The following is a 19,825-nucleotide window of genomic DNA, read 5'->3' on the forward strand; positions in this document are numbered from 1 at the left end:
GGAACACCGTGACCCACCGCCACCTCCCGTTCGCGCCGCTGGCGCTGGCCTGCGCGGCCGCCTGCGCCGTGTTCGTCCCGGCGGTCGCCCGGGCCCAGCTGCTCGACGACCTGGAACTGCGCCGCGAGGGCGCCGACGCGATCGTCGGCGTGCGCTTCCAGACGCCGGTCCGCTACGGCCGCAGCGTCAGCACCAAGGCCGGCGACCTGATCCAGGTCTATTTCGACGCGCCCGACCTGCGCGACGCGACGATCCAGCCGAGCCAGCGCCGCCTCGATGCCGGCAACGGCCTGCCGGTCGTGACGATCGGCGAGGAGGCGCTGCTCGGCAGCCTGACGCAGCGCAAGCTGATCGTGCGGGTCGACCCGGCCACCAAGCTGCGGGTGCGCAGCGGCCGCGACAACCGCAGCATCGAGCTGGTCCTGCCGGGCATGGGCTCGCGGGTGCGGGCCAACGCCGCGCCCGCCGCCAGCGAAGCCGCTGCAGCCGCCGTGGCAGCGACCACCACGGTGATCGTGCTGCTCAGCTCGACCGACCCGAACGTGCAGCTGGCCGCGCCGATCCCGAAGCAGCTGCAGTCGCTGGACGTGCGCACGACCACCCGCGAGGTCGACGGCCGCACCCGCCACGAGGTCCAGCTCGGCCCCTTCGCCGACCCGGCCGAGGCGCGCCGCGCGCTCGAGATCGTCAAGCCGCGTTTCCCGGCCGCGACGCTGGCGACGGTGCCGCTGGTGGCGCCGGCCATGGTGGGCGCACCAGGAACATCTGGAGCACCGGGAGAGGGCGCCACGCCGATCGACGTCGAGGCGACCGCCGCCGCGCTGCTGGCCGAGGCCCGCCGCGCCAACGAGGCCCGCGACCCCGGCACCGCGCTGGACCGCCTGAACCGGCTGCTGGATCTGCCGCCCAACCGCGCCTCGCGCGAGGCTCAGGAACTGATCGGCCTGGTACGCCTGAACGCCGGTGACACGGCGCGCGCGCGGCGCGAGTTCGAGACCTTCCTGAAGCTCTACCCGACCGGGCCGGACAGCCAGCGCGTCGCCGCCCGGCTGGCCGCGATGCCGGCCGAGGCCACCGCGCCGACCGAGAACCGGCCGCGCCAGCAGCCGACCACCACGACCGTCAACGGCTCGGCCGGCCTGTACTACTACGGCGGCCAGTCCAAGGTCCGCTCGGAGGAGTTCCGCGACTCGCCGATCAGCGGCCTGCCCGAGCTGGTGCAGAACCCGACGCTGACCGGCACCGACCAGAAGCTGGCGGTCGGCACCTTCGACCTGAACTACCGCCATCGCAGCAGCGAACAGGACCTGCGCTTCGTCTTCCGCGACAGCTACACGGCCGACCTGATGCCCGGCCGCAGCGATCGCAACAAGCTGTCGGCGCTGTACGTCGACCACAAGTCCTTCGAGCGCGGTACCAGCATCCGGCTCGGGCGCCAGTCGCCGACCGGTGGCGGCGTGCTCGGCCGCTTCGACGGCGCGACCGCCGGCTACAGCTTCGCGCCGAAGTGGAAGGTCAATGCCGTGGCCGGCGTGCCGACCGACAAGCTGCAGCAGACCAAGCGCAGCTTCGGCGGCCTGTCGGTCGATGCGGACGCGCTGACGCCGCATGTCTCGGGCAGCCTCTACACGATCCAGCAGAAGATCGACGGCCAGGTCGACCGCCGCGCGATCGGCAGCGACCTGCGCTACTTCAGCGGCGGCACCTTCGTGTCGGGCTCGCTGGACTACGACACCGTGCTGCGCGCGGTCAACGTCGCGGCGGTGCAGGGCACCTGGCAGAACCTCGATGCCGAAGGGAATGCCGGCACCACCGTCAACTTCCTGCTCGACCGGCGCTCGCAGCCGATCCTGATGCTGGGCAACGCGCTGTTCTTCCAGGACCCGAACGGCGGCCCGGTGCCGGTGCGCCTGAGCGACGCGCTGGCGCTGCGCGACATCGACACGCTGCGCAACTACGTGCGCACGACGACGGCCTATGCCAACCAGGCGCAGCTGGGCGTGACCACGCCGCTGAACGAGCGCTGGCAGATCGGTGGCGACCTGCGCATGACGCGGGTCGGCGCCATCGCCGCCGTGCCGGCGCTGGCCCTGCCCGCGCAGCCGGCCACCGGCAACATCTGGAGCCTGGGCACGCAGCTGATCGGCAGCAACCTCTACTCGGTGCGCGACACCCACGTCTTCAACCTGACGACCCAGCGGGCGCCGACCTTCAGCGGCCTGCTGTTCATGTACAACAACCTGTCGGCCCTGAACGAGCGCTGGAGCGTCGAGCCGTCGCTGCAGCTCTACCGCCAGACCAGCAGCAACGGGCTGGCGCTGTCGCGCGTCAAGCCCGGCCTGCGGGTGACCTGGCGGGTCGACGCGGGCGTCACGCTCGAGTCGGCCGCCGACTACGAGATCAGCCGGATTTCCACGACCACAGGCAACGAGAATACGAACCGCGTGTTCTATTACCTGGGCGGTCGTTATGACTTCTGATCCCGCGGCGCCGCTCGAGGCCCGCGACCTGGCCTGCCGACGTGGCGAGCGCAAGCTCTTCGGCGGCCTGAACCTGGCGCTGCGACCCGGCCGGCTGGTCTGGCTGCGCGCCGACAACGGCCGCGGCAAGACCAGCCTGCTGCGCCTGCTGGCCGGGCTGGCCGCGCCGGATGCCGGCGAGGTCCGCGCCGCCGGCCTGCCGGTGCGCCGCGCCGCCGCCGCCGGCCGCGCGCCGCTCTACATCGGCCATGCCAACGCGCTGAAGGACGACCTCAGCGCGGCCGAGACGCTGGCCTTCACCGCCCGCCTGCACGGCCGCATCCCGGCCGCCGATGCGCAGTCCACCCCGGTCCGCGCCGCGCTGGTCCGCCTGGGCATGGCGCAGCGGCTGGACGCGCCGGTGCGCACGCTGTCGCAAGGCCAGCGCCGCCGCATCGCGCTGGCCCGGCTGGCGCTGGAAAGCGCGCCGCTGCCGTGGATCCTCGACGAGCCCTATGACGCGCTGGACAGCGCCGGCATCGCCGCGCTGGACGGCCTGCTGGGCGAACACGTCGCGCGCGGCGGTTGCGCCATCCTGACCAGCCACCAGGCGCTGGCCGCGAGCGCGCCGCCGGCCGAGACGCTGTGGCTGACCCGCACCGGTCTGGAGACCCGTCCGGCGACCGCGGAGGCCGCGCCATGAGCGCCGCGCTGCATCCGGTCGACGGGCAGGGTGACCGTGACGCTGGCCCGGTCGACGGCCAGGAAACGCCAATCACCGCGCCGCTGCTGGGCACGCTCGGGGCGCTGGTGCTGCGCGACCTGCGCCTGGCCGCGCGGCGGCGCAGCGAGGCGACGCTGCCGATCGTCTTCTTCATCGTCGCGGTGGGCCTGTTCCCGCTCGGCGTCGGGCCCGAGCCGCAGACGCTGCGCCAGATCGCGCCGGGCGTGGTCTGGGTCTGTGCGCTGCTGGCGGCGATGCTGTCGGTCAATGCGCTGTACGCGGCCGACCATGCCGACGGCACGCTCGAACAGATGCTGCTGTGCGGCCAGCCGCTGGCCGGTGTCGCGCTGGCGCGTTCGCTGTCGCACTGGCTGCTGACGGGCCTGCCGCTGGTGCTGGTCGCGCCGCTGTTCGGGCTGATGTTCGACCTGTCGGCCGACGGCATCGCCGCACTGGTGCTGGGCCTGCTGATGGGCACGCCGGTGCTGAGCCTGCTGGGCAACGTCGGCGCCGCGCTGACGCTGGGCCTGCGCAGCGGCGGCATGCTGGTCTTCCTGCTGGTGCTGCCGCTGGCGGTGCCGGTGCTGATCTTCGGCACCGGCGCGGTCGGCGCGGTCGAGTCGGGCCTGTCGCCGCAACCGCACTACGCGCTGCTGGGCGCGCTGCTGATCGCGACCGCCGGCCTGGCGCCGCTGGCCAGCGCGGCGGCCTTGCGGATCTCGACCGAATGAAGACCTTCGGCGTCAAGCGCCTGTGTCAATGCCTTGAACGTGCAGCCTGAGAGAATGCTGAAGGTCGTGAACGGCGACCGAGGCGGCCGGAACTCGACCGCTCCTGCCGACTCCGACCCCGCATCCGCTCCCGATCCCCGCTGCCCCGTCGACCGACTCCAACGCTCCTCCAGCCGATGCAACACTGGCGTCTCTTCACCTTCGCCGCGCCCTCGCGCTTCTATGCGCTGACCGGCGCGCTGCTGCCCTGGCTCTGGGCCGCGACGATCGCCCTGGCGCTGGCCGGGCTCTACATCGGCTTCATCGTCGCGCCGACCGACGCGACGCAGGGCGAGGCCTACCGAATCATCTACATCCACGTGCCGGCCGCCTGGGTCTCGATGGTGCTGTACCTGGCGATGGCCTTCTGGGCCGCGATCGGCTGGGCCTTCAACGCCCGGCTGGCCTCGATGGTGGCCCGCGCCATCGCCCCGACCGGCGCGCTGCTGACCTTCCTGGCGCTGTGGACCGGCTCGCTGTGGGGCAAGCCGACGTGGGGCACCTGGTGGGTCTGGGACGCCCGGCTGACGTCCGAGTTCATCCTGCTGCTGCTCTACCTCGGCTACATGGCGCTGGTGGCGGCGATCGACGACACCCGCCGCGCCGACCGGGCCGGCGCGCTGCTGGCGGTGGTGGGCGCGGTCAACGTGCCGATCATCTATTTCTCGGTCAAGTGGTGGAACACGCTGCACCAGGGCGCCTCGGTCAGCCTGACCGCCGCCCCGAAGATGGCCGAGACCATGCTGCAGGGCATGCTGCTGATGAGCCTGGCCTTCTGGGCCTATGCCTTCGCGGTGGTGTTCTCGCGCACCCGTGCGCTCATCCTGGAACGCGAGCGCGACACCGCCTGGGTCGGCGAACTGGCCGGTCGCCCGGCCGTCGTCGCCGCGACCCGCTGAGCCCGCCTACCTGTCACCCGTTCTCGACACGGACATCCGATGAAAGACTTCTGGTCCATGGGCGGCTACGGCCTCTATGTGTGGGGCTCCTACGCGGTCTGCGCCGCGGTGATGCTGCTCGAACCCTGGCTGGCGCGACAGCGCCGGCGCCGCGCGCTGCAAGCCGCGGCACGACCGATCGATGAGGAGATCTGATCCATGAAACCCCGTCACAAGCGGCTGGCGATTGCCGGCGGCGTGCTGGTCGCCGTCGGTGCCGTCGCGGCACTGGTGCTCAGCGCCTTCGAGAGCAACCTCGTCTTCTTCTACTCGCCCAGCCAGGTCGTCGCCAAGGAGGTCCCGGACGGCCGCACCTTCCGCCTCGGCGGCATGGTCGAGACCGGCAGCGTCCAGCGTGACGGCGTCAAGGTGACCTTCGTGGTGACCGACACCGTCCAGAAGGTGCCGGTGACCTACGAGGGCATCCTTCCCGACCTGTTCAAGGAGGGCAAGGGCGTGGTGGCGCAGGGCAGCGTGCAGGGCGGTGTCTTCAAGGCCCGCGAGGTGCTGGCCAAGCACGACGAGAACTACATGCCGCCCGAAGCCGCCGAGGCCCTGAAGCGGGCCAAGGAAGGCGGCCAGATGCAGAGCGCGCAGGCCGACAAGTCGGCGCCCAAGGGAGTCCAGCCATGATCAGCTACGCCGAACTGGGCCACGTCCTGCTGTGGATCGCGCTGGGCGTCTCGCTGGTGCTGGGCATCGTGCCGCTGATCGGCGCGCAGACGAACCGGGCCGACTGGATGGCGCTGGCGCGGCCGGCGACCACGCTGCTGTTCGTGCTGGTGCTCGGGTCCTTCGTCTGTCTCGGTGCGGGCTTCGTCACGCACGACTTCTCGATCCTCTACGTCGCCAGCAACTCCAACAGCGCGCTGCCCTTGCCCTATCGCATCGCCGGCATCTGGGGCGGCCATGAAGGCTCGCTGCTGCTGTGGATGCTGATGCTGGCCGGCTGGATGATGGCCGTCGCGCTGTTCAGCCGCGACCTGCCGATGCCGGTGCTGGCGCGCATCCTGGCCGTCATGGGCCTGGTGGCGGTGGGCTTCCTGGCCTTCACGCTGCTGACCTCCAACCCGTTCGAGCGGATGTGGCCGCCGGCACCCGATGGCCGCGACCTGAACCCGCTGCTGCAGGACCCGGGCATGGTCATCCACCCGCCGATGCTCTACATGGGCTATGTCGGCTTCGCGGTGGCCTTCGCCTTCGCGATTGCCGCGCTGATCGGCGGCAACCTCGATGCGCAATGGGCCCGCTGGACCCGGCCGTGGACCACGGTGGCGTGGATGTTCCTGACCATCGGCATCGCGCTGGGCTCCTGGTGGGCCTACTACGAGCTGGGCTGGGGCGGCTGGTGGTTCTGGGATCCGGTCGAGAACGCCTCGTTCATGCCGTGGCTGGTCGGCACCGCGCTGATCCACTCGCTGGCGGTGACCGAGAAGCGCGGCAGCTTCAAGAACTGGACCGTCCTGCTGGCCATCATCGCGTTCTCGCTGTCGCTGGTGGGCACCTTCCTGGTCCGCTCGGGCGTGCTGTCCTCGGTCCACGCCTTCGCGACCGATCCGGCGCGTGGCCTGTTCATCCTCGGCTTCCTGGTCATCGTGATCGGCTCGTCGCTGACGCTCTACGCCTGGCGCGCCCCGAGCGTCGGCCTGGGCGCGCGCTTCGGCCTGCTCTCGCGCGAGACCCTGCTGCTGGGCAACAACGTGATGCTGGTCGTCGCGATGGCCGCCGTGCTGCTGGGCACGCTCTACCCGCTGCTGCTGGACGCGCTGAACCTCGGCAAGATCTCCGTCGGCCCGCCGTATTTCGACACGGTGTTCGTGCCGCTGATGATCCCGGTGGTGTTCCTGATGGGCGTCGGCCCGATGACGCGCTGGAAGCAGGCCGAACTGCCCGACCTGGCCCGCCGCCTGCGCTGGGCCGCCGTCGTGGCGCTGGTCGGCGGACTGGCCAGCGGCTGGTGGGCCGGCCACATCGGCGTGATGTCGAGCATCGGCCTGGCGCTGGCCTGGTGGATCGCCGCCAGCGTCGCGACCGACCTGTGGGAGAAGGTCCGGCCGCTGCCGGGCGTCGCCACGGTCGGCCAGCGGCTGCGCCAGCTGCAGCGCGCCACGCTGGGCATGATGGTGGCGCACCTGGGGGTCGCCGCCTTCATCTTCGGCGTCACGATGGTGCGCACCTACGAGGTCGAGCGCGACGTGAAGATGCGCCTGGGCGACACCACCACGGTGTCGGGCTATACCTTCACCTTCCTCGGCGTGCGCGAGGTGCCGGGCCCGAACTACACCGCCGCGCGCGGCCAGATCAAGGTCACCCGCGAGGGCAGCGACGAGAAGGTCGCCGAGATGTACCCGGAGAAGCGCATCTACCGCGTGCAGCGCAACCCGATGACCGAGGCCGCGATCGAGTCCGGCCTGGCGCGTGACCTGTACGTCTCGCTGGGCGAGCCGGTCGACGACAACGAGGCCTGGATCGTGCGCGTCTACGTCAAGCCCTTCGTCGACTGGATCTGGTCGGGCTGCTTCGTCATGGCGCTGGGCGGCCTGCTGGCCGCGACCGACCGCCGCTATCGCCGCAAGGTTCCCGCGACGGCCGCACAGAACGCGGCCGAAGGAGTCTCCGCATGAACCGCAAGATGCTGCGATTCCTGCTGCCGCTGGGTCTGTTCCTCGTCATCGCCGCCTTCCTGGGCGTCGGCCTGAACCGCGACCCGCGCGAGGTGCCGTCGCCGCTGATCGGCAAGCCCGCGCCCGAGTTCCAGCTCGCCACGCTGGCCGACCCGGGCAAGGCGATCGGCCGGGCCGACCTGCTGGGCAAGGTCTGGATGCTCAACGTCTGGGCCTCCTGGTGCGTGGCCTGCCGCGAGGAACATCCGCTGCTGGTCCAGTACGCCAAGCAGAACCGCCTGCCGATCTACGGCCTGAACTACAAGGACAAGCGCGAGGACGGCCAGCAGTGGCTGCAGCAGTTCGGCAACCCCTACACCGAGTCGCTGCACGACTTCAACGGCCGCGTCGGCCTGGACTTCGGTGTCTACGGCGTGCCCGAGACCTTCATCATCGACCGCGAGGGCGTGGTGCGCTTCAAGCACATCGGCCCGATCACCCCGCAGGTGATCCGCGAGCGCATCGAACCCCTGCTGAAGTCGCTCCATGCCTGATCGCCACACCTTCCTGTCGACCGGGCGCCAGCTGTTGCTGGGGCTGCTGACGGCCCTGAGCCTGGCCGTCCCGGCGGCCCGTGCGGCCGAGGCCCAGCCGTCGGTCGCCGACCCCGAGCTGGAGCGCCGCATGCTCCAGATCACCGCCGAGCTGCGCTGCCTGGTCTGCCAGAACCAGACCGTGGCCGACTCGCACGCCGACCTGGCCGACGACCTGCGCCAGCAGGTCCGCGAGATGCTGCACAAGGGCGCGACCAACGACGAGATCATCGCGTTCATGACCGCGCGCTACGGCGACTTCGTGCTGTACCGCCCGCCGGTCAAGGCGACCACCGTGCTGCTGTGGGTCGGCCCGGCCGTGCTCATGGTCGGCGGCCTCGCCATGCTCATCCTGGTGCTGCGGCGTCGCAGCCGCATGCCGGCCGAGGCCTTCGATCCCGACGAGGACGATGACGCCCACCCGGCCGGCACGGCCACGGCCGTCGTCACCCCCACCGCATCGCTCGATCGACCGAACCCATGACCCCAGACCTCCCCACGCTGCGTCGCCAGCTCCAGCAGCTCCAGGACCTGCACGCCAGCGGTGCGCTTGACGAAGCCCAGTTCGCGCAGAGCCGCGAACGACTCGAACGCCTGATCGTCGAGCAGGTGATGAACCAGGCCGGTGACGCGGTGGTCGAGGGCGCGCCAGCCCCGGCCGCGCCCGTCAAGCCGCCCGCGCCCGCCCGCGCTGCGGCGGCGCCATCGGTCCGTCCGTCGAGCCGGATGTTCGCGCTGTGCACGGCGGTCGTGCTGGTCGTCGCGGTCGGCGGGTATGCCATCAAGGGCCGCCCCGACCTGTGGAACCAGCGCGCCGGCACGCCCGAGGCGGCGGCCGCCGCCGGTGGCGGTCAGGGCGGCAGCCACGAGGTCACGATGGAGCAGATCGCCGCGATGGCCGACGGCCTGCGCGACCGGCTGGCCAAGGAGCCGCAGAACGCCGAGGGCTGGGCCATGCTCGGCCGCTCCTACAGCGTGCTGAACCGCCACGCCGACGCCGTGCCGGCCTACCGCAAGGCGATCGAGCTGGTGCCCGACGACGCCGGCCTGCTGGCCGACCTGGCCGATGCGCTGGCGGTGGTCAACAACCGCCAGATCGCCGGCGAGCCGATGCAGTTCATCGAGCGGGCGCTGAAGATCGACCCGAACCAGCCCAAGGCCCTGTCGCTGGCCGGCACCGACGCCTTCCTGCGTGGCGACTTCAAGGCCGCCTCGACGCTGTGGGAACGCATCCTCGCCAGCCAGCCGCCCGGCTCGCCGATGGCCCAGCAGGTGCGCGAGAGCATCAACGAGGCCCGCCAGCGCGGCGGCCTGCCGCTGCTGGCCGAGGGCGAGGTGCCCAAAGTCGCCGCCACTGCGGCGACCGGGGCGGTCAAGCCGGTCCAGGCCGACCAGAAAGCCGCCCAGCCCGCCGCCGCCGGCAAGGCCACCGTCGCCGGCACCGTGACGCTGGCACCCGCGCTGGCCGCCAAGGCCTCGCCGGACGACACGGTGTTCGTGTTCGCCCGCGCCGCCGAAGGCCTGCGCATGCCGCTGGCGATCCTGCGCAAGCAGGTCCGCGACCTGCCGATCACCTTCACGCTCGACGACAGCAGCGCGATGGCGCCGGCCATGCGCCTGTCCAACTTCCCGCAGGTGATCGTCGGCGCGCGGGTCAGCAAGTCCGGCAACGCGATGCCGCAGCCGGGTGACCTGCAGGGCCTGAGCCAGCCGGTCGCGCTGGGTTCGAGCGGCCTGAAGATCGTCATCGGCGAAGAAGTCGGCCGCTGATCGGGGAGGCGGGCCCGATGGACTATTCCTGGATCTACCTGATCGTCCTGGCGCTGCCGGTGCTGGGCTACATCGCCTGGCAACGCCACAAGCAGGCCAGCGCGCTGCGGCAGCTGGAAGAGGCCACGGCGGCCGGCCTGAACGAGCCGCCGTCGCTGCACCCGGTGATCGACCCGGCCCGCTGCATCGGCTCGGGTTCGTGCATCCCCGCCTGCCCGGAAGGCGCTCTCGGCATGGTCGCGGGCAAGGCGGTGCTGATCAACGCATCGGCCTGCATCGGCCACGGCGCCTGCCAGCCGGCCTGTCCGTTCGACGCCATCTCGCTGGTCTTCGGCACCGAGAAACGCGGCATGGAGATCCCGCCGCTGAGCCCGACCTTCGAGAGCAGCGTGCCCGGCATCTTCATCGCCGGCGAACTCGGTGGCATGGGCCTGATCCGCAAGGCGGCCGAACAGGGGCGCCAGGCGATCGACGGCATCAAGACCCGTTGCGATGCACAGCCCGCCCAGGCGGCCGCCTTCGACCTCGACGTGCTGATCGTCGGCTGCGGCCCGGCCGGCTTGTCGGCCGGTCTGGCCGCCAAGGCGCACGGCCTGCGCTACCGGCTGATCGAGCAGGAAGAAGCGCTCGGCGGCACCGTCTTCCACTACCCGCGCCACAAGGTCGCGATGACCGCGCCGGTCGAGCTGGCGCTGGTCGGCAAGGTCAAGTTCGGCGAGGTCCGCAAGGAGAAGCTGCTGGCCTTCTGGCAGCAGGTGGTGGCCCGCACGCAGCTGCAGATCCATTTCGCCGAGCGCATGGACGACGTCCAGCCGCTCGACGGCGGTGGCTTCCTGGTCAAGACCAGTCGCGGCGAACAGCGCGCCCGCACCGTGCTGCTGGCGATGGGCCGGCGCGGCACGCCGCGCAAGCTGGGCGTGCCCGGCGAGTCGCAGCCCAAGGTCGTCTACGGCCTGACCGATGCGGCCCAGTACGCCGGCCAGGCCGTGCTGGTGGTGGGCGGCGGCGACAGCGCGCTGGAAGCCGCCCTCGCGCTGGCCGACGAGCGCGGCACCGAGGTCACGCTGAGCTACCGCAGCGCGGCGTTCTCGCGCGTCAAGGCCAAGAACCGGCTGGCGCTGGAGGCAGCGCGCAAGAAGGGTCGCCTGCAGGTGCTGATGGAATCGACCGTGCAGCGCATCGGCGAGCAGGACGTCCACCTCGACGTCGGCCACGGCGCCGTGCGCACGCTGCGCAACGACGCGGTGATCGTCTGCGCCGGTGGCCTGCCGCCGACGCCGCTGCTGCAGAAGATCGGCATCCAGTTCGTCACCAAGCACGGCGAGGCCTGAGCCCCGAGACGGGTCTTCAGCCGGCCCGCTCGGGCAGATCGCGCGCGTGAACGCTGCGGTCGCGCCCCTGGGCCTTGGCCTGGTAGAGCGCCCGGTCGGCCAGGCCGTAGAGCGCATCGGGCGTCGGTGCCTGTTCACCGGCGACGGTTGCCACGCCGATCGACACGCGGATCGAGACGTGGACCGACCGGCCGTCCTGCCCCGTTCCGTGGCCGTCGGGCGTGCCATCGGTCAGGCCCGGCAACACCGGCGTCAGCGCCGCGACCGCCAGCCGCAGGTCCTCGGCCACACGCAGCGCGTCGTCGGCCGGCGTGCGGGCCAGCACCACCGCGAACTCCTCGCCGCCCAGCCGGGCCAGCAGGTCGGCGCCACGCAGGCGGCCCTGCAGCGCTTGCGCGCAGGCCTTCAGCACCGCGTCGCCGGCCTGATGGCCGTGGCGGTCGTTGATGGCCTTGAAGTGGTCCAGGTCCAGCACCAGCAGCGACACCGGCGTGGCGTCACGGCGGGCCTGTTCCAGCGTCGTGCGCAGCTGCGCGTCGAACAGGTTGCGGTTGGCGCAGCCGGTCAGGCTGTCGTGCGTGGCCAGGTCGCGCAGGCGGCGCGTGCTGCGTTCGAGGTTGGCCAGCAGGAAGCCGAAGCCCGCGCCGAGCGGGAACAGGAAGGCGGCCATGTAGGTCAGCCCGTTGCCCAGGCTGGCCTGGAACAGGCTGCTGTAGGCCTGGGGCGACAGCAGGGCGTCGACCGTGCGCAGCAGCAGCGCCGTGACGGTCAGCCCCAGCGTGACGCCGACCATGCGGATCGCGCGCTCGGCCGTGCGGAGATGGCAGGCGATCAGCCACACCGACGGCAGCAGCTGGATCGCGTACATCAGCGACACCTGCGCCGAACGCCAGGGCACCGGCAGACCCGTCGCCAGCGCCAGGCCGACCAGGGCCACGTGCAGCACCAGCAGGCCGATCTGCCAGCGCGGCACGTCGTCCTGGCGCAGGAAGCGGTGCAGGGCCTGACCGACCAGCAGCAGGCTCAGGCCGATCAGCAGGTTGCCGGCCAGCGCCGAGACCCACTCCGGCAGCACCACGCGCGCGGCCAGCATCACGAAGCCGGCGGCGGCGGTCCAGCTCGACCAGGCCCAGTGGCGCAGGCCGCCGTGGCCTTCGGGCACCTCGCCGGCCTGGCCCAGCGCCACGCCGAACAGCAGCATCGCCGTCAGCAGCGCGATGTAGAGGGTCGGGACGTCCAGGGTCAACATGGCGTGATTCTGCTCAGGCCCGCGTGCCGGCGTCCGGCAGCAGGGCGGCGCGCAGCCGGCCGGCGCCACGGCTGTTGCCGGCCAGCGTTTCGTCCAGTCGTGCGGCCAGCCGGTCGATGTGCTCGCGCATCAGCGCCTCGGCACGGGCGTTGTCGCCGTCGGCCAGCGCGTCGACGATGTGGGCGTGGTCCTCGTTGCTGTCCTCGGCCTCGGTCTGCGACTGGTACAGCGCCGACACCAGCGTGGTGCGGGCCGACAGGTCGACCATCATGGCCGTCAGGAATCGGTTGCCCAGGCATTCGGCCAGGCAGACATGGAAGTCGGCCAGCGCGACGCTGCGGGTGCCGGCATCGCCGGTCAGGATCGCCTCGCGTTCGGACGCGACATGCTCGCGCAACTGCTTCAGGGCCGACTGCAGCGGCCGGCCGGCGTCGCGCAGCATGCCGGTCTCGATGATCCGGCGCGCCGCGTAGGTCTCGCGCGCCTCGTCGAACGACGGCTCGACCACATACCAGCCGACCCGCGGGCGGACCTCGACGAAGCCGCGCGCCTGCAGCTGCATCAGCGCCTCGCGCACCAGCGTGCGGCTGACCTCGAACATGTCGGCCAGCTCCTGTTCGCCGAGTCGCTCGCCCGGGCGCAGGCGGCGCGCCAGGATGGACTGCACGACGCGTTCGGCGATGTCGGACTTGCTGCTGGTGGCCATCGGTCTGCAAGAAGAAAGGGGCGCCGGCATTGTCGGCGCCCCTTTCCACTTTTCGCCTGACGAACGTGTCGATCAGGCAGCCTTCAGCCGGTCATCAGGCACGTTGCAGGCCGCTGGCTGCGAGGGCGGTGCGCGGGCGCAACGTCGACATCACCAGGTAGACCGCGCCGCCGATCGCCACGCCGAAGAACCAGCCGTAGGTGCCCCACCAGGACGGCAGCAGCGTCGTGAAGGTCGGCAGGAGGGTCGAGAAGACCGCGCCGACGCCGGTGGCGATCAGGGCATTGACGTTCCAGCCGCCTTCGTAGCGGTATTCGCCATGTTCCTGATAGAGCGCCTGCACGTCGATCGCGCCCTTGGCGACCAGGTAGTAGTCGACCAGGATGATCCCCAGCAGCGGGCCCATCGTCGAGCCGATGCCGTTGACGAACGAGGCGGCATTGCCTTCCCACGGCGCGAACGGGTAGAGCACCAGCGCGATGCCCGCGGCGATGTAGCCGCCCTTCTTGAAGTCGATCTGGCGCGGGAAGACGTTCGAGATGTCGAACGCCGCCGAGACGAAGTTGGCCACCACGTTGATGCCCAGCGTCGCCACCGCGAAGGTCAGCGCGGCGATCAGCGCCAGCACCCAGCTGTCGAACTTGGCCGAGATCTGCTCGGGGTGCAGCAGCACCTCGCCGTAGACCTTGTAGGCCGCGATGGTCGTCACGCCGGCCACCAGCGAGAAGGCGATCAGGTTGATCGGCAGGCCCCACAGGTTGCCCTTGCGGACGGCGTCCTTGTCCTTGGCGTAGCGCGAGAAGTCGCAGAAGTTCAGGTAGAGCGCCGCGAAGTAGGTCACCCAGGTCGCGCCCACCGCCATCAGGGCCCAGAACGAGCCGGGCTGGCCGCTGACGCCGGCGTCCTTGGTCTTGTCGAGCAGCACGTCCATGGGGATGCCGTGGTCGAACGAGAAGCCGCCGGCCTTGACCGTCAGGCCCACCGCCAGCACCAGCATCGCGATCCACACGGCCGGGCCGGCCCAGTCCTGGAACTTGCGGACCGTCTCCATGCCCTTCTGGATGATCAGCAGCTGCAGCGCCCAGATGATCACGTAGCAGATCACCTCCAGCGTCGAGTGGCCCAGGAAGTGCGCGTTCTGGTGGAACGACAGGATGTCCGGGTTGCGTACCAGCAGCGCGACCATCGCGCCCGAGGCCGCCGCCGTCTGCGCGCCGTACCAGAAGCAGGCCACCACCGCGCGCACCAGCGCCGCCAGGTTGGCACCCCAGATGCCGAACGAGGCCCGCGCCAGCACGGGGTAGGGCACGCCGGTCTTCTCGCCGGCATAGCCGATCAGGTTCATCAGGAAGAAGATCACCAGCGAGCCCAGGCCGATGGCGATCAGGAAGTTCGTGAAGCTGCCGCACAGCAGGAACAGGCTGGCCGCGAGGTAGTAGCCCCACAGGCTGTGCACGTCCGAAGTCCAGACGTTGAAGATGCTGAACGCACCCCAGTTGCGTTCCTTGGCGGGTGCCAGGTCCTCGTTGTAGAGCCCCGGTGATGGGTTGCGGATGTCCATGCTGGCGTCTCCTGTCCTCGTTTCGGTAAAGGTCGATGCGGTCCTGCAGCTTGCGTTCTTCAAAAGCGTCTTCATTCGCGTGCAAGCTTGCATACAAGAATGTACGCATCTGCGTGAACTGGCGTTTCGGTAGAAACCCGAGCGAGGTGGACGACCGCGCCGGCCGATCACGGCATCATTCGCGCCTTTCACGTGGCGCGCGCCGCCGCGAACCTCTCCTCGAAAGCATCCCCCCATGAGCATCCAATGGTTTCCGGGCCACATGAACGTCACCCGGAAGGCCATCGCCGAGCGCGTGCCCGAGATCGACGTCGTGATCGAGCTGCTCGACGCCCGCCTGCCCGGCTCCAGCGCCAATCCGCTGCTGGCCGAGCTGACGCGGGGCAAGCCAGCGCTGAAGATCCTGAACAAGCAGGATCTGGCCGACCCGGCCCGCACGAAGCTGTGGCTGGCCCACTACCAGGCCCAGGTCGGCACCCACGCCTTCGGGCTGGACGCCAGCGAGCCGGCCCCGGCCAGGCGCCTGATCGACGCCTGCCGCGCGCTGGCGCCCAACCGCGGCGGCATGGTCAAGCCGATGCGCGTGCTGATCTGCGGCATCCCCAACGTGGGCAAGTCGACGCTGATGAACTCGATGGTCGGCCAGCGCAGCGCCAAGACCGGTGACGAGCCGGGCATCACCAAGGTCGAGCAGAAGATCCTGCTGGCCAGCGACTTCTACCTGTTCGACACGCCCGGCATGCTGTGGCCGCGCATCAGCGTGATCGAGGCCGGCTACCACCTCGCCGCCAGCGGCGCGATCGGCCGCAACGCCTTCGACGAGGAAGACGTCGCGCTCGAACTGCTGGCCCGCGTGCGCGGCCCCTACCGCGACCGGCTGGAGACCCGCTACAAGCTCACCGGCCTGAAGGACGTGCGCGGCCTGGAGGCCCTGACCGACAGCGAACTGCTCGACCTGATCGGCCGCAAGCGCGGCGGCCTGATGCCCGGCGGCGTCGTCAACCGCCAGAAGGCCGCCGAGATCGTCCTGCACGACTTCCGCAGCGGCGCCTGGGGCCGCATCACGCTGGAGACGCCCGAGGAATACGCCGTCTGGCACGAGGCCGGCGAACAGCGCGAAGCCGAACGCGCCGCCCGCAAGGCGGCCCGTCAGGCGGCACGGGCCAAGGGTTCCGGGCGGCGCGACGAGGACTCGGGCGACGCGCCGGAGGGGTTTGACGAGGACGAGGACGAGCTCGACGATTGAGGCGGCTTATTTCCCCGCCTTCGCCGCCGACACCGCCGCCCGCAGGCCCAGCAGGTAGCTGTCCACGCCGAAGCCGCAGATCTGGCCACGCACGATCTCGGCGAAGACCGAGACGTGGCGGAAGGCCTCGCGGGCGTGGATGTTGGACATGTGCAGTTCCACGATCGGGCAGGTCAGGATCGCCAGCGCGTCGCGGATGCCGTAGCTGTAGTGGGTCCACGCACCGGCGTTGATCAGCACGCCGTCGACGCCGTCGACATAGGCCTGGTGGATGCGCTCGGCCATGTCGCCTTCGTGGTTGGTCTGGAAGGTCTCGATCTCCACGCCCAGCTCACCGGCCAGCGCCGCCAGTTGCGCGTCGATCTGTTCGAGCGTGATGGTCCCGTACTGCTTCGGGTCGCGCTTGCCGAACATGTTGTGGTTGATGCCGTGGAGCATGAGGAACTTCATGGTGCGGGTCCTGTGGTCGTGTTCGAAGGGCCGCAACGATACGACGAGCCACACCCGCCATCGATGCCGGGCGCTCAGGTCTCCCTTCACGCCGCGTGAATGATGGCGGGCTGCGAGGTCAGGACCGCGTGAAGGCGATCCTCCTGTCGAGGGCGTTCGGATATTCCGCAGCTGCATCGACGTCGCTGTCGTCGCCGGGATAGAGGGTATGGCCCTGGATGAACAGGATGTCCAGGCGAATATCACCGGCAGTGCCGTCGGTCGTTTTCTCGGTCACCTTGACCCGGTCGACGACATTCCCGTCCGTCAAGGTCTTTTGACCGGTGAATGCCACGAGAGTGCTGGATGAAGCGATCAACGTGCCGTTGGCGCCGCAAGTCGAATCGGTCCCGAATGATTCGTGCCGGCCTTCGCTGTCCATCGATTGGGCGGAAACCTTGGTGAGCTTGAAACTCAGTCGTTGGTAGGTCGGGGGATTCTGGCTGGCGTCGCCTGCGCAGTCCGACACCCAGGTACCGACATAAGGGTCCACGATGTCCGCAACGACAGGGGCGGCAACGTCGGCGCCGCCTTCGCTGACGACGTCTCCGACGTTTCCGCTGCCCTTGTCATCCACGACGTTTTCGAGATTGATGGTTTCGGCGCTGCTGGCTTGTCCGCCACCGCCGCCGCATGCGGCGATCAACAGGCAAACGGCCCCGGCGATGAAACTGCGCGTGGCGCTCAGGAACCTGTCGTGCGGTGGTCCAAAACAAGTCAGGGCATTCCTGGTCGTCGTCGGATGGTTTTCTGGAGTCTTCACGTCGTGATGGCCTGGTCTGGTGGCTGGAATCCCGTGAGCCCTCTCTCACAGGGCGTGATCCTCGCGATATCCGGATTCGGGTGCATGACCTGTCAGTGGGAATTCCTGGGTTTTCTGGCTAATCGCATGACCCATTTGTGTAGATTTGAGCTCATGACTGGGTCACCGGTTTCGGCGGCAGACGGCGGCGAGCTGCCGCTTGCGGACGAGCCGCGGGTTTTCCCTCTGCCGATCGACGCAAGTCGTTCTTGATCCAGAACGTCAGCATGCGTACGATCAGCATTCAAGTTTTGAGGAGCAGACGATGACGGACAGGACTTCCGGCCCCGTTCTGGTCGCCGGCGGCGGCATCGGTGGCATTGCCGCTGCGCTGGCGCTGACGCGGCAGGGGTTCGACGTGCAGGTGCTGGAGCAGTCGCCGCAGCTCGGCGAGATCGGGGCGGGCATCCAGCTCGGACCGAACGCGTTTTCGGCCTTCGACGCGCTGGGCGTCGGTCCGCAGGCGCGGGCGCGGGCGGTCTATACCGACGAGATGGTCATGCACGACGCGGTGGACGAGTCGCTGGTCGGCCGCATCCCGACGGGCGAGGCCTTCCGGCAGCGTTTCGGCAACCCGTATGCGGTGATCCACCGGGCCGATGTCCATCTGTCGCTGCTCGAAGGCGCGCAGGCCAGTGACCGCATCCAGGTCCGCACGTCGACGCAGGTGCAGGCGGTCGAGCAGGACGAGGCCGGCGTCACCGTGATCGATCAGCACGGCCAGCGCCATCGCGGCATCGCGCTGATCGGCGCGGATGGTGTCAAGTCGGCCGTGCGGCGCCAGTACGTCGGAGACGAGGCGCGCGTGTCGGGCCATGTGGTCTACCGCGCCGTGGTCGACAAGGCCGACTTCCCCGAGGACCTGCGGTGGAACGCCGCCAGCATCTGGGTCGGCCCGAACTGCCACCTCGTCCACTACCCGCTGCGCGGCGGCGAGCAGTACAACGTCGTCGTGACCTTCCACAGCCGCCAGGTCGAGCAGTGGAGCGTCACCGAAGGCAGCCGCGAGGAGGTGCAGAGCTACTTCGATGGCATCAGCCCGCGCGCACGCCAGCTGATCGACCTGCCGAAGTCGTGGAAGCGCTGGGCCACCGCCGACCGCGAGCCGATCGGCCAATGGACCTTCGGCCGCGCCACGCTGCTGGGCGACGCCGCCCATCCGACGTTGCAGTACCTGGCCCAGGGCGCCTGCATGGCGCTGGAGGACGCGGTGACGCTGGGCGAGGCGTTGCGTGTCTGCGGCAACGACTTCACCCCGGCCTTCGACCTCTACCAGCGCTCGCGCGTGGCCCGCACCGCCCGCATCGTGCTGTCGGCCCGCGAGATGGGCCGGATCTTCCATGCCAAGGGCGTCGAGCGGCTGGTCCGCAACGACCTCTGGCGCGGCCGCAGCCCGGAACGTTTCTACGATGCGATGGAATGGCTCTACGGCTGGAAGGTCGAGAACTGCCTGGCCCGTTGAACCCCCGATCGGAACGACCATGAACGACCTTGGAAGACTCGAGGACCTGCCCGCCGACTACGTCGCGAAGCTGCGCGAACTCAACCTCGTGCCGCTGTGGCCGAGCCTGCGGGGCGTGTTGCCGCCGGGCAAGCCGCGGCCCAACACCCGCCCCACGCACTGGCCCTACGCGACGATCAGGCCGCTGCTGCTGCAGGCCGGCGAGCTGACCCCGATCGAGAAGGCCGAACGCCGCGTGCTGGTGCTGGCCAACCCGGGCCACGGCCTGGACAAGATGCAGGCCAGCGCGGCCATGTACCTGGGCATGCAGCTGTTGCTGCCGGGCGAATGGGCGCCGTCGCACCGCCACACGCCCAACGCGGTGCGCATGGTGGTCGAAGGCGAGGGCGCCTGGACGACGGTCGACGGCGAGCAATGCCCGATGTCGCGCGGCGACCTGATCCTGACGCCCACCGGGCTGTGGCACGAACATGGCCACGACGGCGACCAGCCGGTCATCTGGCTCGATGTGCTGGACCTGCCGCTGGTCTATTACATGGAGGCCTCGTACCACATCAACGGCGATCGGCAGGCAGTGTCCGGCAGCCGCAGCGACCGGGCCTATGCGCGGTCAGGCATCGTGCCGATGCCGGTGTTCGAACGCAGCCGCAAGGCCTACCCGATGCTGCGCTACCCGTGGGCGCAGGCGCGTGCGGCGCTGCAGTCGCTGGCCGAGGATCAGCCGGAGCTGGAGACGGTCCAGATCGGCTACGTCAACCCGGAGACCGGCGAGTCGGCCGAGAACATCCTCGGCTTCTACGCGTTGATGCTGCGACCGGGCCAGACGCTGCGTCTGCCGGCGCGTTCGCCGGCGATGGTCTTCCACCTGATCGAGGCGGCGCCCGGCGGGTCGGTCGAGGTCGGCTGCGACGACCAGTCCTTCACGCTGGTCGAGGCCGACACCGCCTGCGTGCCCGGCTACACGCCCATCACGCTGCGCAACGCCAGCGCCGATGCGCCGGCCTTCCTGTTCATCGCCGACGAGAGCCCGCTGCATCGCAAGCTGGGTGTCTACGAGGTGCGGGGCTGACGTGCCGGCCTGAACCCGGTCGTGCCCGACAGCCCCGTATCCATCGATACTTT

Annotated in this window: 19 protein-coding genes; 14 read left to right on the plus strand and 5 right to left on the minus strand. The window is 70.1% G+C overall.

Annotation, left to right across the window (positions count from 1 at the left end; all coding sequences use genetic code 11):
- The first annotated feature begins 8 nt into the window (after positions 1-8).
- The 11 genes from ACWA7K_RS04195 to ACWA7K_RS04245 all read left to right on the plus strand — a co-directional run bounded on the left by ACWA7K_RS04195 (position 9) and on the right by ACWA7K_RS04245 (position 11,188).
- Positions 9-2,480, plus strand: coding sequence for a hypothetical protein (locus ACWA7K_RS04195; RefSeq protein WP_456165939.1), 2,472 nt, complete (start codon positions 9-11; stop codon positions 2,478-2,480).
- On the plus strand, positions 2,470-3,162 hold the full coding sequence (gene ccmA, locus ACWA7K_RS04200; RefSeq protein ID WP_456165941.1) for a cytochrome c biogenesis heme-transporting ATPase CcmA: 693 nt from the start codon (positions 2,470-2,472) through the stop codon (positions 3,160-3,162). The genes ACWA7K_RS04195 and ccmA overlap by 11 nt, the downstream gene beginning before the upstream one ends.
- On the plus strand, positions 3,159-3,914 hold the full coding sequence (ccmB, locus tag ACWA7K_RS04205; protein ID WP_456165943.1) for a heme exporter protein CcmB: 756 nt from the start codon (positions 3,159-3,161) through the stop codon (positions 3,912-3,914). The genes ccmA and ccmB overlap by 4 nt, the downstream gene beginning before the upstream one ends.
- Positions 3,915-4,090: 176 nt before the next feature.
- Entirely contained in the window at positions 4,091-4,852 is a 762-nt protein-coding gene (gene ccmC, locus ACWA7K_RS04210; RefSeq protein ID WP_456165945.1) for a heme ABC transporter permease CcmC, read from the plus strand.
- A gap of 39 nt (positions 4,853-4,891) precedes the next feature.
- A complete protein-coding gene (gene ccmD, locus ACWA7K_RS04215; RefSeq protein ID WP_456165947.1) occupies positions 4,892-5,047 on the plus strand; it encodes a heme exporter protein CcmD in 156 nt (51 codons plus the stop codon).
- A 3-nt stretch (positions 5,048-5,050) separates the two neighbouring features.
- Positions 5,051-5,524 (plus strand): cytochrome c maturation protein CcmE, encoded by a 474-nt coding sequence (gene ccmE, locus ACWA7K_RS04220; protein ID WP_456165949.1) that lies wholly within the window; start codon positions 5,051-5,053, stop codon positions 5,522-5,524.
- Positions 5,521-7,515, plus strand: coding sequence for a heme lyase CcmF/NrfE family subunit (locus ACWA7K_RS04225; protein WP_456165951.1), 1,995 nt, complete (start codon positions 5,521-5,523; stop codon positions 7,513-7,515). Before ccmE ends, ACWA7K_RS04225 begins: the two co-directional genes overlap by 4 nt.
- Complete coding sequence (locus ACWA7K_RS04230) at positions 7,512-8,048, plus strand: DsbE family thiol:disulfide interchange protein (RefSeq protein WP_456165953.1); 537 nt, start codon at positions 7,512-7,514, stop codon at positions 8,046-8,048. Before ACWA7K_RS04225 ends, ACWA7K_RS04230 begins: the two co-directional genes overlap by 4 nt.
- A complete protein-coding gene (locus ACWA7K_RS04235; protein WP_456165955.1) occupies positions 8,041-8,571 on the plus strand; it encodes a cytochrome c-type biogenesis protein in 531 nt (176 codons plus the stop codon). Before ACWA7K_RS04230 ends, ACWA7K_RS04235 begins: the two co-directional genes overlap by 8 nt.
- Positions 8,568-9,857 carry a tetratricopeptide repeat protein gene (locus ACWA7K_RS04240; protein WP_456165957.1) on the plus strand — a complete coding sequence of 430 codons (1,290 nt, stop codon included), beginning with the start codon at positions 8,568-8,570 and terminating at the stop codon, positions 9,855-9,857. Before ACWA7K_RS04235 ends, ACWA7K_RS04240 begins: the two co-directional genes overlap by 4 nt.
- Positions 9,858-9,874: 17 nt before the next feature.
- Positions 9,875-11,188: an NAD(P)-binding domain-containing protein gene (locus ACWA7K_RS04245; protein ID WP_456165959.1), complete on the plus strand. Its 1,314-nt coding sequence runs from the start codon at positions 9,875-9,877 to the stop codon at positions 11,186-11,188.
- Positions 11,189-11,204: 16 nt separating this feature from the next.
- Here ACWA7K_RS04245 and ACWA7K_RS04250 read toward each other — a convergent pair whose 3' ends face one another.
- The 3 genes from ACWA7K_RS04250 to ACWA7K_RS04260 form a co-directional block, all read right to left on the minus strand.
- Entirely contained in the window at positions 11,205-12,437 is a 1,233-nt protein-coding gene (locus ACWA7K_RS04250) for a GGDEF domain-containing protein (protein ID WP_456165961.1), read from the minus strand.
- A 13-nt stretch (positions 12,438-12,450) separates the two neighbouring features.
- Complete coding sequence (locus ACWA7K_RS04255; RefSeq protein WP_456165963.1) at positions 12,451-13,143, minus strand: GntR family transcriptional regulator; 693 nt, start codon at positions 13,141-13,143, stop codon at positions 12,451-12,453.
- A 94-nt stretch (positions 13,144-13,237) separates the two neighbouring features.
- Entirely contained in the window at positions 13,238-14,704 is a 1,467-nt protein-coding gene (locus tag ACWA7K_RS04260; RefSeq protein WP_456165965.1) for an NCS1 family nucleobase:cation symporter-1, read from the minus strand.
- A 235-nt stretch (positions 14,705-14,939) separates the two neighbouring features.
- Between ACWA7K_RS04260 and ylqF the strand changes: the two genes are divergently transcribed.
- The gene (ylqF, locus tag ACWA7K_RS04265) at positions 14,940-15,950 is read left to right on the plus strand and encodes a ribosome biogenesis GTPase YlqF (protein WP_456165967.1); all 1,011 of its coding nucleotides are present in this window, start codon (positions 14,940-14,942) and stop codon (positions 15,948-15,950) included.
- Between the two features lie 6 nt (positions 15,951-15,956).
- On the opposite strand, the gene aroQ is transcribed toward ylqF, so the two are convergent.
- Positions 15,957-16,400: a type II 3-dehydroquinate dehydratase gene (gene aroQ / locus ACWA7K_RS04270; RefSeq protein ID WP_456165969.1), complete on the minus strand. Its 444-nt coding sequence runs from the start codon at positions 16,398-16,400 to the stop codon at positions 15,957-15,959.
- Positions 16,401-16,518: 118 nt separating this feature from the next.
- Positions 16,519-17,202 (minus strand): hypothetical protein, encoded by a 684-nt coding sequence (locus ACWA7K_RS04275; protein WP_456165971.1) that lies wholly within the window; start codon positions 17,200-17,202, stop codon positions 16,519-16,521.
- Between the two features lie 304 nt (positions 17,203-17,506).
- On the opposite strand from ACWA7K_RS04275, the gene ACWA7K_RS04280 reads away from it, so the two are divergent.
- The gene (locus tag ACWA7K_RS04280; protein ID WP_456210361.1) at positions 17,507-18,703 is read left to right on the plus strand and encodes a 3-hydroxybenzoate 6-monooxygenase; all 1,197 of its coding nucleotides are present in this window, start codon (positions 17,507-17,509) and stop codon (positions 18,701-18,703) included.
- Positions 18,704-18,722: 19 nt separating this feature from the next.
- Entirely contained in the window at positions 18,723-19,772 is a 1,050-nt protein-coding gene (locus ACWA7K_RS04285) for a cupin domain-containing protein (RefSeq protein ID WP_456165973.1), read from the plus strand.
- Positions 19,773-19,825 lie beyond the last annotated feature (53 nt).

This window comes from Leptothrix mechoopdaensis (SeqCode), assembly GCF_053893855.1.

Bases quoted from the DNA above. Each gene is read 5' to 3' on its own strand.
- ccmA (WP_456165941.1), top strand. From the start codon at position 2,470: ATGACTTCTGATCCCGCGGCGCCGCTCGAGGCCCGCGACCTGGCCTGC.
- ccmE (WP_456165949.1), top strand. From the start codon at position 5,051: ATGAAACCCCGTCACAAGCGGCTGGCGATTGCCGGCGGCGTGCTGGTC.
- ACWA7K_RS04280 (WP_456210361.1), top strand. From the start codon at position 17,507: ATGACGGACAGGACTTCCGGCCCCGTTCTGGTCGCCGGCGGCGGCATC.
- ACWA7K_RS04255 (WP_456165963.1), bottom strand. From the start codon at position 13,143: ATGGCCACCAGCAGCAAGTCCGACATCGCCGAACGCGTCGTGCAGTCC.
- aroQ (WP_456165969.1), bottom strand. From the start codon at position 16,400: ATGAAGTTCCTCATGCTCCACGGCATCAACCACAACATGTTCGGCAAG.
- ACWA7K_RS04250 (WP_456165961.1), bottom strand. From the start codon at position 12,437: ATGTTGACCCTGGACGTCCCGACCCTCTACATCGCGCTGCTGACGGCG.
- ACWA7K_RS04225 (WP_456165951.1), top strand. From the start codon at position 5,521: ATGATCAGCTACGCCGAACTGGGCCACGTCCTGCTGTGGATCGCGCTG.
- ACWA7K_RS04245 (WP_456165959.1), top strand. From the start codon at position 9,875: ATGGACTATTCCTGGATCTACCTGATCGTCCTGGCGCTGCCGGTGCTG.
- ccmC (WP_456165945.1), top strand. From the start codon at position 4,091: ATGCAACACTGGCGTCTCTTCACCTTCGCCGCGCCCTCGCGCTTCTAT.
- ccmD (WP_456165947.1), top strand. From the start codon at position 4,892: ATGAAAGACTTCTGGTCCATGGGCGGCTACGGCCTCTATGTGTGGGGC.
- ACWA7K_RS04240 (WP_456165957.1), top strand. From the start codon at position 8,568: ATGACCCCAGACCTCCCCACGCTGCGTCGCCAGCTCCAGCAGCTCCAG.
- ACWA7K_RS04285 (WP_456165973.1), top strand. From the start codon at position 18,723: ATGAACGACCTTGGAAGACTCGAGGACCTGCCCGCCGACTACGTCGCG.
- ylqF (WP_456165967.1), top strand. From the start codon at position 14,940: ATGAGCATCCAATGGTTTCCGGGCCACATGAACGTCACCCGGAAGGCC.
- ACWA7K_RS04235 (WP_456165955.1), top strand. From the start codon at position 8,041: ATGCCTGATCGCCACACCTTCCTGTCGACCGGGCGCCAGCTGTTGCTG.
- ACWA7K_RS04230 (WP_456165953.1), top strand. From the start codon at position 7,512: ATGAACCGCAAGATGCTGCGATTCCTGCTGCCGCTGGGTCTGTTCCTC.
- ACWA7K_RS04260 (WP_456165965.1), bottom strand. From the start codon at position 14,704: ATGGACATCCGCAACCCATCACCGGGGCTCTACAACGAGGACCTGGCA.
- ccmB (WP_456165943.1), top strand. From the start codon at position 3,159: ATGAGCGCCGCGCTGCATCCGGTCGACGGGCAGGGTGACCGTGACGCT.